The 13,191-nt window shown below is 58.9% G+C and carries 12 protein-coding genes; all 12 read right to left on the reverse strand.

All coding sequences use genetic code 11. The features are described 5' to 3' along the window. Nucleotides 1-241: 241 nt before the first annotated feature. Entirely contained in the window at nt 242-1,453 is a 1,212-nt protein-coding gene (gene tyrS / locus AC11W3_RS04860; protein WP_484088421.1) for a tyrosine--tRNA ligase, read from the reverse strand. Between the two features lie 141 nt (nt 1,454-1,594). Then, the gene (locus AC11W3_RS04865; RefSeq protein WP_484088420.1) at nt 1,595-2,383 is read right to left on the reverse strand and encodes a TIGR00282 family metallophosphoesterase; all 789 of its coding nucleotides are present in this window, start codon (nt 2,381-2,383) and stop codon (nt 1,595-1,597) included. Beyond that, a complete protein-coding gene (gene rny, locus AC11W3_RS04870; RefSeq protein WP_484088423.1) occupies nt 2,373-3,968 on the reverse strand; it encodes a ribonuclease Y in 1,596 nt (531 codons plus the stop codon). The genes AC11W3_RS04865 and rny overlap by 11 nt, the downstream gene beginning before the upstream one ends. Further along, nucleotides 3,964-4,551 (reverse strand): 5-formyltetrahydrofolate cyclo-ligase, encoded by a 588-nt coding sequence (locus AC11W3_RS04875; protein WP_484088419.1) that lies wholly within the window; start codon nt 4,549-4,551, stop codon nt 3,964-3,966. The genes rny and AC11W3_RS04875 overlap by 5 nt, the downstream gene beginning before the upstream one ends. A gap of 311 nt (nt 4,552-4,862) precedes the next feature. After that, nucleotides 4,863-5,141: a cell division protein ZapA gene (locus AC11W3_RS04880; protein WP_484088418.1), complete on the reverse strand. Its 279-nt coding sequence runs from the start codon at nt 5,139-5,141 to the stop codon at nt 4,863-4,865. A 4-nt stretch (nt 5,142-5,145) separates the two neighbouring features. Then, nucleotides 5,146-5,322 carry a hypothetical protein gene (locus AC11W3_RS04885; protein ID WP_484088417.1) on the reverse strand — a complete coding sequence of 59 codons (177 nt, stop codon included), beginning with the start codon at nt 5,320-5,322 and terminating at the stop codon, nt 5,146-5,148. Nucleotides 5,323-5,376: 54 nt separating this feature from the next. Next, nucleotides 5,377-6,741 (reverse strand): signal recognition particle-docking protein FtsY, encoded by a 1,365-nt coding sequence (gene ftsY, locus AC11W3_RS04890; protein WP_484088416.1) that lies wholly within the window; start codon nt 6,739-6,741, stop codon nt 5,377-5,379. A 1-nt stretch (nt 6,742) separates the two neighbouring features. Next, the gene (locus AC11W3_RS04895) at nt 6,743-7,102 is read right to left on the reverse strand and encodes a roadblock/LC7 domain-containing protein (protein ID WP_484088415.1); all 360 of its coding nucleotides are present in this window, start codon (nt 7,100-7,102) and stop codon (nt 6,743-6,745) included. 123 nt (nt 7,103-7,225) lie between these two features. Further along, nucleotides 7,226-10,759 carry a chromosome segregation protein SMC gene (gene smc / locus AC11W3_RS04900; protein WP_484092588.1) on the reverse strand — a complete coding sequence of 1,178 codons (3,534 nt, stop codon included), beginning with the start codon at nt 10,757-10,759 and terminating at the stop codon, nt 7,226-7,228. Nucleotides 10,760-10,921: 162 nt separating this feature from the next. Further along, a complete protein-coding gene (rplQ, locus tag AC11W3_RS04905) occupies nt 10,922-11,413 on the reverse strand; it encodes a 50S ribosomal protein L17 (protein ID WP_484088413.1) in 492 nt (163 codons plus the stop codon). 43 nt (nt 11,414-11,456) lie between these two features. Continuing rightward, the gene (locus tag AC11W3_RS04910) at nt 11,457-12,476 is read right to left on the reverse strand and encodes a DNA-directed RNA polymerase subunit alpha (RefSeq protein WP_484088412.1); all 1,020 of its coding nucleotides are present in this window, start codon (nt 12,474-12,476) and stop codon (nt 11,457-11,459) included. Between the two features lie 30 nt (nt 12,477-12,506). Beyond that, nucleotides 12,507-13,133, reverse strand: coding sequence for a 30S ribosomal protein S4 (gene rpsD / locus AC11W3_RS04915; RefSeq protein WP_484088411.1), 627 nt, complete (start codon nt 13,131-13,133; stop codon nt 12,507-12,509). Nucleotides 13,134-13,191: the final 58 nt, after the last annotated feature.

Genomic DNA, 13,191 nt, shown 5'->3' on the forward strand with positions numbered 1-13,191 from the left:
TCAATCTTTTTTCTGCTGCCCGTGCTCTCTTCGTTTCGACCGAAGCGCCTCGTGCATCAGCGAGGTGTGGTTATAACAAAAGGTCTCGGCAGCGTCAACGGGTTTATAGTTAGTTTTACTTAAGCCGTTCAACACCCCGACCGCCTCTCAGGGAAAGTCCTGCCACAAAGCACCGCGCCTGGGGCCCCTTCCCTAACCCGGACTTCGGCCACCCTCTCCCGGAGGGTGAGGGAACAGAATGCTAAGCCGAGAGCACTACTTTCGCGAAACGACGCTTCCCTACCTGGATGATATATCCGCCGGCAAGGAGGGCAGCGTTCTCATCGGAAACTTTTTCTCCGTTGACCTTGACCCCACCGCCCTGGATGGAACGGCGACCTTCGCCGCTGGACTTCACCAACTGGGCACCAGCCAGAACTTTAAACAATGGCATGGTGTCGCCTTCAATGGTGAGGGAAACTTCTGGCATGTCTTCAGGGATTTCGTTGTCCCTGAACCTTTTCACAAAGTTTTCGTCAGCCTGCTGGGCCGCCTCGGCACCGTGGTAGCGGCCGACCATCTCGCGGGCCAGTTGCTTCTTGGCCTCCATCGGGTGGACCGAGCCGTCCTTGAGCGCTGCTTTGAGGGTTTCCAGCTCTGCCATAGTCAGATCGCTCAGCAGCTCGTAGTAGCGCAGCATCAGCTCGTCGCTGATCGACATCACCTTTCCGTAGATCTCATCGGCAGGCTCGTTGATCCCGATGTAGTTGCCGAGCGACTTGCTCATCTTGTTCACGCCGTCCAAACCTTCTAGAAGCGGCATGGTGATGACCGTCTGGGGAGTCTGCCCCCACTCGCGCTGCAACTCTCGGCCGACAAGAAGATTGAACTTCTGGTCGGTCCCGCCAAGCTCGACGTCGGCCTTGAGCGCCACCGAGTCATACCCCTGCACCAGCGGATACATGAACTCGTGGATGCTGATCGGAAGCTGGTTCGAGAAGCGGTTGCTGAAATCCTCGCGCTCAAGCATGCGAGCCACGGTGTACTTGGAAGCGAGGGCGATCATGTCGGACGCGGAAAGCTTCCCGAGCCACTCGGAGTTGAAGACCACCTTGGTGAGCTGGGGATCCAGGATTTTGAAGACCTGTTCCTTGTACGTCTCCGCGTTCTTCAGGACATCTTCCCTGCTCAGGACCTTCCGGGTCTCAGACTTTCCGGTCGGGTCGCCGATCATGCCGGTGAAGTCACCGATCAGGAAGTGGATCTCGTGGCCAAGCTTCTGGAACTGACGCAACTTGTGCAGCAGCACCGTGTGCCCCAGATGCAAGTCGGGCGCGGTCGGATCGAAGCCGGCCTTGATCTTGAGCGGTACGCCGTTCTTGACGGATTTCTCGAGCTTCTCAACCAGCTCCTTCTCCACCAGGATCTCGACGGCCCCTCTCTTGATGATCTCCATTTGCTCAGCAACAGTCATCACGTCACTACCCTCCAAGGCTTGATTTCAGAACAGCATGACGCCAACGAGGCTTTCGGCCAACGTTGACGTCGATAGTTACTTCCCCACCCCCCTCTTTCTTTGTGAAGTAGAGAGGGATTTCTTCAAAGCTTCGTCATTTCACCCGCAGGGGATGTTGATCCTCTCGATACCCAGAGCCAGACCGCTCTTCTCGTCGATCTCGATCACCACCGCATTGATGCGGATATCCTTCTTCGCGATCTCGAACTTCGCCGGACGCTGGGTGACGAACTTCTGGATGGCCTCTTCCTTCTTGACCCCGATGACCGAGTCGAAGGCGCCGGTCATACCGACGTCGGTGATATAAGCAGTCCCAGCATTAAGAACCCGCTCATCGGCGGTCTGGACGTGGGTATGCGTCCCGACCACAGCGGAGACGCGCCCATCGAGGTACCAACCCAGAGATGCCTTCTCGGATGTCGCCTCGGCGTGGAAGTCGACGAAGACGATGGGTGTCACTTCCTTGAGCTTTGCGACCTCCCGGTCGGCGCAACGGAACGGGCAGTCGAGGTTGTTCATGAAGACACGCCCCTCGAGATTCAGGACCCCTACCTTCACGCCGCCGGGTGTCACGGCCACCGTCGCCCCCCGCCCCGGAGTCCCCTCAGGGTAGTTGGCGGGGCGGACGATCCGCTCCTCCCTGTTGATATACTCCAGAGCATCCTTCTTGTCCCAGATGTGGTTCCCCGAGGTCAGGATCTGGATGCCGCACTTGAAGAGATCCTGAGCGGTCTCGGCGGTCAGCCCGAAGCCTCCGGCAGCGTTCTCGCCATTGGCAATGACCAGGTCGACCAGGTGCCGATCCACGATCCTGTGCAGTTCACGGGAGAGCGCCTCGCGCCCCGGCTTGCCGATGATGTCTCCTATGAAGAGGAGTTTAACGGGCATATTCGGTGGCCCTTGTTTCCCTGATCACGTTGACCTTGATCTGCCCCGGATAGGTCATCTCGGTCTCGATCTTCTTCGCTATATCCTTGGCGAGGAGGATGGCCCTGTCGTCGGAGATCAGGTCACTGGAAACCATGACGCGGATTTCACGTCCTGCCTGGATGGCGAAGGAGTTGATTACGCCGTCGAAGGAGGTGGCGATCCTCTCGAGATCGTCGAGGCGCTTCACGTAGGTTTCCATCATTTCGCGGCGGGCGCCGGGACGAGCACCGGAAAGGGCGTCGGCCGCCTGCACCAGGACGGCGAGAACCGTCGCCGGCTTCTCGTCTTCGTGGTGAGCCATGATGGCGTGGACGATCTTAGGGGACTCGCCGTACTTCTTGGCGATCTCGGCACCGATGACGGCGTGGGAGCCTTCGACCTCGTGGTCGACGGCCTTGCCGAGGTCGTGCAGGAGGCCTGCCCTCTTGGCCTGCTTCACGTTGATGCCGAGCTCCGCGGCCATGATGCCGCACAGGAAGGCGACCTCAAGGGAGTGCTGGTAGACGTTCTGGCTGTAGGAGGTGCGGTACTTGAGTCGGCCGATGAGCTTCAGGATCTCGGGGTGGATGCCGTGGACGCCGAGGTCGAATGCTGCCTGGTCCCCGGCCTCCTTCATCGCCTGCTCGATTTCTTCCTGGCTCTTGGCGACAACCTCCTCGATGCGGCCCGGGTGGATCCTGCCGTCGGCGATGAGCTTCTGCAGCGCGAGCTTCGCGACTTCACGCCTGACCGGGTTGAAGCCGGAGAGGATGACCGCCTCCGGAGTGTCGTCGATGATGAGGTCGATGCCGGTTGCCGCTTCGAGCGCCCTGATGTTGCGACCCTCGCGGCCGATGATGCGCCCCTTCATTTCGTCGGAGGGAAGCGCCACTACCGAGACGCTGCGCTCGGCCACGTACTCGCCGGCGTACCGTTGCATGGCCAGGGCCAGCACCTCTTTCGCCTTCTTGTCGGCGGTGGCCTTCGCTTCTTCTTCCATCGCCTTGATCAACTTGGCCACGTCGAGCTTGGCCTCGTCCTCCATGGCGTCCATCAGGACCTTTTTGGCCTCGGCCGAGGTCATGCCGGCTATCTGCTCCAGCTTTGCCCTCTGCTCGCCGACCAGAGCATCGAGTTTCTCTTCTTTTTGCCCCAGGGTCACTTCCTTGGAGGTCAGCGTCTGCTCCCTGGTGGCCAGCGACTGCTCGCGCTTCAGGAACTCGGCGTCACGCTGGTCGAAAACGTTGGTCTTCTTGTCGAGGTTTTCCTCTTTCTGCTGAAGCCTCTTCTCCAGAGCCTGCAGGTCGCGCCGCTTTTCCCGCGTCTCCTGCTCGAACTGACGTTCCATCTCCTCTTTGGCCTGGTAGACCGCATCTTTGGCCTGAACTGCGGCCTCCATCGCCATGACTTCGGTCTGACGCTTGGCGTCCTCAATCATTTTGGCGGCCAGCGTTTCGGCGTTGGCTACCAGCGAGTCGGAAAGTTTCTTGCGTAGCAGATTTCCAATAACATAGCCAATGCCCGCTGCCACGAGCACCAGAATTATCGTAATAGTAATGTCAATTCTCACCTTTGTTCCCCCTCGCTATATTTTTATTAACGCGAACCACCCTGAGCTCTGTGACAATCAGATCCATCGTCACGTCATGAGGTTCGCCGACTATCTCCTCAACAAGCTGAAAATCATAACAGAACCCGACCAGCCTGCCGCTCCCTTCAAGCCTGTGCAGCGCCCGATCGTAAAAACCTTTGCCGTAGCCTATGCGCCGCCCCGACAGATCGAAGGCGAGCCCCGGGACAACGATGACATCCGCCTCGCTGGCCTCGACCGGAGCCCCAACCGGTTCGGGGATGTTGAATCGCCCCGGAACCAGCTCAGTCAGCGCGGTGACTTGCCGAAACTGGAGGTCATCTCCCACCACTGCGGGATAAAGCAGGGTCTTACCTGCCCCCAGCGTCTCGTTCGCCACACTCTCGGTCTGGACCTCCCGGTGGACCGGCGCATAGAGCGCGAGGGCCCGGGCCCTGTCAAACTGGGGGAGCGCCAGAAAGTTCCTTTGCAGTGCGAGGCTGAGTTCGACCACCTGCTGCGGTGTCAGTTCCTGACGCTTCAGTAGCATTGCGGCTCTTAAAGCGCATTTGGGCATGAGATGTTGTTTCCGTGGTACGTTACGAAAAGGCTGGACGGAAACCGTCCATTGAGACAGGTACTCTGATGGGGGAATGCTGATGGAGGGACGGGTTATGCGTTGACAGTATTGATAGATGGGCCGCGTTCAAAGAGAAGCGCCATTGAACTTTATGTAATGCAGCCATTAACCTCAGGACATGACTCAAGCGTCTTCAGGCTACCTATCAGCAAACGTGAAGGTGGAAGGCCCCACGCGTATTCTGGCAAGCTTTGCAACCGTACATCCGATCTGCTATATGGTGAAATCTCCCGCAAGAGACCTGAAACTCAAACTGCCCTGTCGAGCTTTTCTATCAGCCCGGCAAGCCGCTCCCTGCTGGCACGTCGCTCTGCTTCGAGCTCATTTTGTGCCGTCAATAATGCTTCGGCAAGATTCATCATTGCCAGAATCACCACGACCTGATTATCACCGCCGCTTATAGCGGCTTCAGCCTCAGCCAACTTCCCGTTGACCAGAGCTTCAACCTGCGCCACATGCTCAGGGGTCGAAGTACTCTTCACCTGGAGATCTCTCCCCATCACCCTTATGCCATGCGTCGCGATCAAGCCTTCAGACCCCTTCCAAGCTCTTCAATATCGAGTCAATTCGAGACTTGAAGCCTACCCTTTCCTCGCTGAGGCGATCGTTTTCCTCTTTCAGCCTGCCGTTCTCTAGCCGCAGCTCAGCCAAGACATTCATAATGGAAACGATCCGCCCCTCCAACTCATCAAATATTTCCGCGCTCATCTTATCACCTTTTCCGGCCGAATCATATGTGATAAGTGCGCAAAAGTCAAGGTATTATTGGAAAAGGGCTTCCACGAACTGCGCCGGATCGAACTCCCGCAGGTCTTCGACAGATTCACCCACGCCAATGAAACGGATCGGAAGAGAGTATTCATGGCTTACAGCCACCACTATTCCCCCCTTCGCGCTGCCGTCGAGCTTGGTGAGAACCACACCGGAAACATCCGCGGCTTCCTTGAAAAGCTTGGCCTGGGAAAGGGCGTTTTGACCGGTCGCGGCGTCCAGCACCAGCAGGGTTTCGTGCGGCGCATCCGGGATCTCCCGGGTCAAGACGCGACGGATCTTCTTCATCTCCTCCATCAGGTTGACCTTGGTGTGCATGCGGCCGGCGGTGTCGATGATCAGCACGTCGCAACCGCGGGCAACCGCCGCCTTGCAGGCATCGAAAACGACTGCGGAAGGATCAGCCCCCTCTTTGTGGCGAACCAGATCCGCGCCAACCCGCTGCGACCAGAGCTCGAGCTGTTCAGCGGCAGCGGCGCGGAAAGTATCCGCTGCGGCGAGAAGGACTCGTTTCCCCTCTCCGGCATAGCGAGCGGCAAGCTTGCCGATGGTGGTGGTCTTGCCGACACCGTTGACCCCGATCACCAGGATCACGAAAGGTTTCTTTTCCGTCACGACCAGCGGCCCGGCGTGGGCCATCAGTCGCAACTGGATCTCCTCTTTAAGCGCCTTCTTCAGGGCATCCCCATCCTGGAGTTCATTCCGCTTCAGCCGCTGCTCGAGCGTTCTGATGAGGTCGACGGTGGTCTTGACGCCGAGGTCGGCAGTGATCAGGATCTCCTCCAGCTCCTCGAGCGTGTCGGTGTCGATCTGCTTTTTACCGAGCAGGAGGGTATCGACCCGGCCGACGATGCTCTCATGGGTTTTGCTGAGGCTGCGCTTCAGGCGCTCGAACAGGCTCTCCTTGGGCGTCTCCTCACCGGCAGTAGACGCGGGAGTCGCAAACGGCATGAAACGGCCAAGGAAGCCGGGCTTGGCTTCTTCTGAAGCGGCCGGCACAGCTGCGGAGGCGATGGACTCCTCCGCCGGCGCAGAAGGAGCCGGCGCCTCGGTCGGGGCCGGAGTTGGACTTTCCAGGTGGATGGGCGCCTGAGGCATCGGCTTCGGAGCCGGAGCGGGGACAGGAGCAGGCATTGCCGGCGAGGTCGGTTGAGCCGGGGGCGGGACTTCCTGCTTAGTCACTTCCTCGGGCTGGACAGAGGTCGATGCCGACTTGGGCGGTTGAGGTTCGACGGGCGATTCCAGGAATTCCGCAACCTCGGCAGGAGGCTCCTGGTCGTGAAGAGGTTCCTCCTTCGGCACAACCCCCAATTTTTTCAGCAGACCTTTGAAAAAACTTTTATTTTCCTCGGCCATATCAGTAGATCTCCTTCTCCAGGAGCCCCGCCGTCTCCCTGAAACTGCGCAGAGCCTGGAGTGGCAAAGCTTCACGAGTCATGGTCATCACCAGCGAGTATTCGTCACCGATGGCGCCGACAATGGCATGCTGCTCGTCTGTGCTTATCACACTTTCCTGCACCCGCCCGGCCTGATATTTCTCATGCACCCCTTTCAGCCGGGCCAGGAGTATCCCCCAGTGCGCTGCCGTGACCTTCATCTCGAACGGGTCGCCCTGGCAATACTGCTCGACTGCTTCCCCCTCCCAATCGGCCAGGATGGCGCCAGTCGCCCCCGGCACGGCCTCAACAAGGTTAGTCAGAAGTCTTTTGAAAGGCAAGTTCCGCTCCTAAAACAAGATGAAAATTGTGGCTAAAAAGTCAAGACAGAGGACAGATCACGAAAAGAGGCCCTTTCACTCCCGGCGGATCCCCTCACCCCTGCTCCCGGAGGGCGAGGGGCATCAGCAGTTGAGACGAACTGAAACGAGCTTCGAGACGCCGGGCTCTTCCATGGTCACGCCGTAAAGGGTATCTGCGACGGCCATGGTGGCTCGGTTGTGGGTGATGATGATGAACTGGGAGGTGTTGCTCATCTCCCGTACCATGTCGTTGAAGCGGCCAATGTTCGCGTCGTCCAAAGGCGCATCGACCTCGTCCAGCAGGCAGAAGGGCGACGGCTTGATCAGGAAGATCGAGAAAATGAGAGCGACAGCGGTCAGGGCCTTCTCGCCGCCGGATAGCAGCGAGACATTCTGGAGCTTTTTGCCCGGCGGTTGGACGATGATGTCGAGGCCGGTCGCAAGAAGGTCCTCCTCGTCGGTGAGCCGCAGCTCGGCTTGACCGCCACAGAAGAGTCTGGGGAAGACTTGCTTGAACTTCTCGTTTACCAGTTCGAAGGTCTCCAGGAACCTCTTCCGCGTGGTGCGGTTGATGCGCTGGATCGCCTTCTGCAGCGCGTTCATGGACTCCTCGAGGTCGTCCTTCTGGGTCGACAGGAAGGCGAAACGCTCCTCCATCTGCTTGAACTCCTCGATGGCCATGAGGTTGACTTCGCCCATCTCGTCGACAGCCTTCTGCAGTTCAGCCTGACGCGCGCCCCGCTCGGCCTCATCCCACTCCAGCTGGGCATAATTGGCCAGGGCATAGGAGATCTCCATGCGGTGTTTATCCCGCAGTGTTTCCTCGAGATGAGTGAGCTTCATCGTCATCTCGGAGATACGCAGGCTCTTTGCCGAGAGCTGATCACGCAGGATGCCGGCCTCGTTGCGGACCCCTTTGAGCCTGAGTTCCTCTTCCTGGACCGCAGCAGCCTCAGTCTCGTACCGCTCCTTGACGACCGCGAGCGACTTTTCGCTCTCCAACTGCCTCTCGACGATTTCCCGCACTGCAGCCTCGCCTTGAGCAATGGCCTCGAGGAGGCGGGTGCGCTCGTCGCCGGAGCTGCCGAGCTCCTTACTCCTCGAGGTAATACGGGAGTTAAGGTCGGCGCAAAGGTCCTCGACCCGACGGTGCGCGCGTTGCGCGGCCTCGCCCTTCTCCTTGAGGGAGGCGACGCGCACCTTGAGCGAGGTGACCAGCTCCCTCGCCTCCTCCATCTCGAAGCGGGACCCTTCCAGTCGACCTTGCAGCGCCTGCACGCGAGCCTCGAGCCCGAGCTTTCGCTCCTCTGCCTCTCCCTTCCGGGTATCGGCTTCAGAGAGTTCCTTTTTGACCAGGGACTCCTCTTCGGAGAGTTGCTCCGCCTCCATCTCCCGCACCGTGCCGCTCTCCTCTATCCTGCGGCATTCGGCGACGGCGCTTTGCAGATCCTTCTGGCTGTTGAGTATCTTAATTTCCAGACGATGGAGTTCCTGGCGCAGCTCCACCCTCTCCGCTTCGGCATCGGCGATCTCACGCTTTCTCGCCTCCCGGGTCTCCGTGAGCTGCTGGACTTCCTTGGTCAGCTGCTCCGCCTCGGCACCCAGGGCCTTGATCTCTCGCTTCTTGTGGATGATCCCCTGCTGGGCCGGTTCGGCAGACCCCCCTTGGACAATACCGCCTGCATGAACGACGTCACCCTCAGGAGCAACGAAGGTAAAAGCGGGAAACGCAGAGGCCAGCGTAACCGCATGCGCCAGATCGCGGGCAAGATAAGCGCCACGGAGAAGTGGCTCGACCAGGGCTGCGTGCTGGGGAGGAACCTTGACTTTATCGATAAGGGGTATGGCCTCGGAGGGAGCCTCAGTGGGAAAATGGAACCAGGGAGCAGAGGTTACAAAGCTGCAACGACCGCCCGCGTTTCCCTTGAGATGAGCCACCGCCTCGAGCGCCGCATCGGCAGAACCACATAAGAGGTACTGCAGCCGATCGCCCAGCACCGACTCGACCGCCACCTCGCACGCCTCATCAACCTCGAGTGCATCGGCAAGCATGGTGAAAGGAGCATCTCGGAAAGGTGCTGCAGTAAGGAGATTTTTAAGCCCCTGCCCGTACCCGGCAAACTGGGCCTCGAGTTCCTGGAGCGATTTCAGACGGGAAGCCGCAGCAGCGTATTGGTCACGCCGCTGTTGCAGTGTTTTCTCAGCCGCTTCCTGGGCCTGCTTCAATGCCGCCTCGCGGCTGGTGATCAGGGTCAGCTCCTCATCGGTCAGGGCCTTTTGCCGTGAAAGCTCCTCTGCCTCCGATTTCAGAGCGTCGATTTTCCGGGTAGCCTCCTCGAGACGCTCGCCCAGGAGAATGCGCTCCCTGGCGCTGGCCTGGAGACGCTCGACGATGGAACCAAGCCGCTTGGAGGCGGCGGCATGCTGGTTGGCGGCCTGAGCCCCTTCGGATAGCGCGGCAAATAGGGCGCGTCTCGCCTCGTCAAGCTCACGAGTCACCCCCGCCTCGCTGGCCGCCATCTCTTCAAGGAGGGATTCCCTGTGCTCCAGGGCCTCAGCCTCTTTGGTAACCTCTTCAAGATAGGCGGCCCGCTGCTCGACCAGGGTCGTGAGCTCCCGCTCGGCATCTGAGAGCTGGTTTTTTAAACCCTGCAGCTCATCCTGGAACCGTTCGCCCTGCCGCTCGAGATTGGCAAGCTCGCGGCGCTGAAACTCCAGCCGGTTCTCGCCCCCCTGCAGTTCTGTCTTCCAGTGAAAAATCGTTTCCTGGGCAACCGCCAGCTGACGCTCCGTCTCGACCAGGGCGATCCGCTTGTCCTCGATGGCCAGCTCCGCCTCGTCGATCCTGGCCGAGAGCTGGGCAAGCTTCGCCTCGAGCCCGGCAATGTCGGTTCCCAAAACCCTGCGCTCCTGGTCCACGGTGACGTACCCTTTGGCCGCAAAAAGGAGCTCTATCTCCTTCAGCTCTACCCGGAGCTCGCGGAACCGCTCCGCTTTCTTCGCCTGGCGCTGCAGGCCGTTCATCTGCCTCTTGATCTCGGCGATGATGTCGCCAATGCGGAGGAGATTCTGGCGGGTGGCCTCGATCTTCTTGAGCGCCACAACCTTGCGCGCCTTGAACTTGGTGACCCCGGCGGCCTCCTCGATAAGGAAGCGGCGCTCCTCGGGCTTCGCGTGCAGGATCATGCCGATCTTGCCCTGCTCGATGATGGAGTAGGCCCGGGCGCCGATGCCGGTATCCATGAAGAGCTCGGCAACGTCCAGAAGCCTGCAGGGAGTTTTGTTCAGGAGATATTCGCTATCACCATCCCGGTAGAGCCTGCGGGTCACCTGGATCTCGGCGAAGCTGAGGTATTTGGCGGGGACCCGGCCGTCCTCGGTGGAGAAGAAGAGGGAAACTTCGGCCATGCCGAGAGGCTTGCGGAACTCGGTGCCGTTGAAGATGATGTCTTCCATAGACTTGCCGCGCAGGTTCTTGGCGGACTGCTCCCCCATCACCCAGCGGATGGCATCGACGACGTTGGACTTCCCGCAACCGTTAGGGCCGACGACGCCGGTGATAGCCTGGTTGAAATCGAGGGAGACTTTATCCTGGAAGGATTTGAAGCCTTGTATTTCTAGCCGTTTGATTTTCATGAGCGGCATATACTAGCAGAGAGGGGCTTTTAATGTAAAGGCAAAGATACGGGGGAGAGGGGAACTGAGGGGTGGGAGGTCGCCGGGATCGGTTGCAGGGGTATAAACGACAAGAGGCGCGGTCACCCGCGCCTCCCTTTAACGTTGTCTTTCCGTTGCAGATTACTCTGCGCTGGTCTCTTCTACGGTTTCTGCAGCCGGTGCAGATTCAACCACCGGAGTCTCAACGGCCGGTGCAGCCTCGGCTTTCGGAGCCTTGGTCGGAGCCGGCTTAGCGGAAACCTTCTTCGGCTTCATCTCTGCCTCGACAAGTTCAAGCACGGACACCGGAGCGTTGTCGCCCGGGCGGATGCCAAGCTTGATGATCCTGGTGTAGCCGCCGGGACGGTCGGCATAACGAGGAGCGATGGTTGTGAAAAGCTTGGTCACGACTTTCTTGTCGCGGATGTAGGCGGCTGCCTGCCTCGTCGCGTGAAGGTCACCCTTCTTGCCCAGGGTGATCATTTTCTCGGCAATGGAGCGGAGCTCCTTCGCCTTGGCGTCAGTCGTGGTGATCTTTTCGTGCTCGAGAAAGGAGGTAACCATGTTCCTGAACATGGCGATCCTGTGGCTTGTGGTCCTGCCTAATCTTCTACCCGCGCTGTTGTGACGCATATCTTTTCACTTCCTTTCGATCTATAAATGAAAGTCTTGAGGACTATTCTTCCTTCTGCTCGCCTCTAAGGCGCCTCATGATTTCCGGGTCCGGGAAGTTGTCCAGCTTCATCCCGAGGGTGAGTCCCATGTCGACCAGGATATCCTTGATCTCGTTAAGCGACTTCCTGCCGAAGTTCTGGGTCTTGAGCATCTCGGCTTCGGTCCTGGAGACCAGCTCGCCGATCAGCTTGATGCCAGCGTTTTTCAGGCAGTTAGCGGAACGAACGGAGAGCTCCAGCTCGTCCACCGAACGGTACAGGTTCTCGTTGAACCGCTCCCGCTCCTCTTCCGGCTCCGCCTCCTCCTGGGGTTCCACATCCTCGTCAAAGTTGATGAAGATGGAAAGCTGGTCCTTGAGGATCTTGGATGCGTAAGCCACTGCATCCTGCGGCTTGACGCTGCCGTCGGTCCATACTTCGAGGGTCAGCTTGTCGTAGTCGGTGATCTGACCGACGCGGGCATTGGTGACGGTGAAGTTGACCTTGGAGATCGGCGAGAAGATGGCGTCGATCGGAATGGTGCCGACCGGAGCCTTCTCGTCGCGGTTGCGGTCTGCAGGAACGTAACCTTTGCCGAGCTTGACGATCAGGTCCATCTCGAGGTTGGCGTCCTTGGAGCAGGTTGCAATATGGTGTTCCGGGTTCAGTATCTCAACGTTCTGATCGGTGACGATGTCCTTGGCCTTAACGACCCCTTCGCCCTTCTGAACGATCCTGATCATCCTGGACTCGTTGCCGTGCACCTTGAGACGCACGCCCTTGAGGTTGAGGATGATATCGGTCATGTCCTCGGTGACACCGGGGACAGCGGAGAACTCGTGGAGTACACCCTTGGCCTTTACGGAGACGATAGCCGCTCCCTGAAGACTGGAGATGAGGACCCGGCGCAGGCCGGTTCCCAGGGTGGTTCCGAATCCCCTTTCAAAAGGCTCTGCGTAAAACTTACCGTATGTATTGGTGAGCGATTCCGTTTCAACCTGGAGCTTCTTCGGTCTGATCAGGTCGCGCCAGTTTCTATACATTTAGATCCCCCTGTATCGGTTGTTTACCCTTTACTTGGAGTAGAGCTCGACGATCAGCTGCTCCTGGATCGGCATGGTGATGTCTTCGCGTACCGGAAGGGCCTTGATGGTCCCTTTGAAGGCATCTTTGTCCAGCTCGAGCCACTGCGGGATACCCCTGCGCACTACCGCTTCGAGAGATTCGTTGACAGCTGCAATCTTGCGGCTCTTCTCCCGCAGTTCGAGCACGTCGCCGGATTTGACCTGCAGCGACGGGATGTTCACCTTGCGGCCGTTCAGAGTAAAGTGGCTGTGGCGCACCAGCTGGCGAGCTTCAGCCCTGGTGGTCGCAAAACCGAGACGGTAGATGACGTTGTCGAGCCTCCGCTCAAGGATGAACAAGAGGTTTTCGCCGGTCACACCCTTCATCCTGTCGGCCTGCTCGAAGTAACCACGGAACTGGTTTTCGAGGATGCCGTAGATGCGGCGGACTTTCTGCTTTTCACGGAGCTGAACCCCGTAATCGGAAATTTTGATGCGACCCTGACCGTGCTGACCCGGGGGATAGCTCCTTCTCTTAATGCCGCATTTATCCGTAAAGCAGCGCTCGCCTTTGAGACCAAGCTCGACACCTTCGCGTCTGCATAACCTGCACGCAGGCCCTGTATACCTAGCCAATGAAGACCTCCTTAATACTCACTGATAGTTCCTTAACTCCAGGCTCCGAACTCGTCGG

Source organism: Geomonas sp. (assembly GCF_056994735.1).

Coding starts and splice junctions, on each gene's coding strand:
- AC11W3_RS04885 (WP_484088417.1), bottom strand. CDS start 5,322: ATGAGCGCGGAAATATTTGATGAGTTGGAGGGGCGGATCGTTTCCATT.
- AC11W3_RS04865 (WP_484088420.1), bottom strand. CDS start 2,383: ATGCCCGTTAAACTCCTCTTCATAGGAGACATCATCGGCAAGCCGGGG.
- ftsY (WP_484088416.1), bottom strand. CDS start 6,741: ATGGCCGAGGAAAATAAAAGTTTTTTCAAAGGTCTGCTGAAAAAATTG.
- tyrS (WP_484088421.1), bottom strand. CDS start 1,453: ATGACTGTTGCTGAGCAAATGGAGATCATCAAGAGAGGGGCCGTCGAG.
- rplQ (WP_484088413.1), bottom strand. CDS start 11,413: ATGCGTCACAACAGCGCGGGTAGAAGATTAGGCAGGACCACAAGCCAC.
- AC11W3_RS04910 (WP_484088412.1), bottom strand. CDS start 12,476: ATGTATAGAAACTGGCGCGACCTGATCAGACCGAAGAAGCTCCAGGTT.
- smc (WP_484092588.1), bottom strand. CDS start 10,759: ATGAAAATCAAACGGCTAGAAATACAAGGCTTCAAATCCTTCCAGGAT.
- AC11W3_RS04875 (WP_484088419.1), bottom strand. CDS start 4,551: ATGCCCAAATGCGCTTTAAGAGCCGCAATGCTACTGAAGCGTCAGGAA.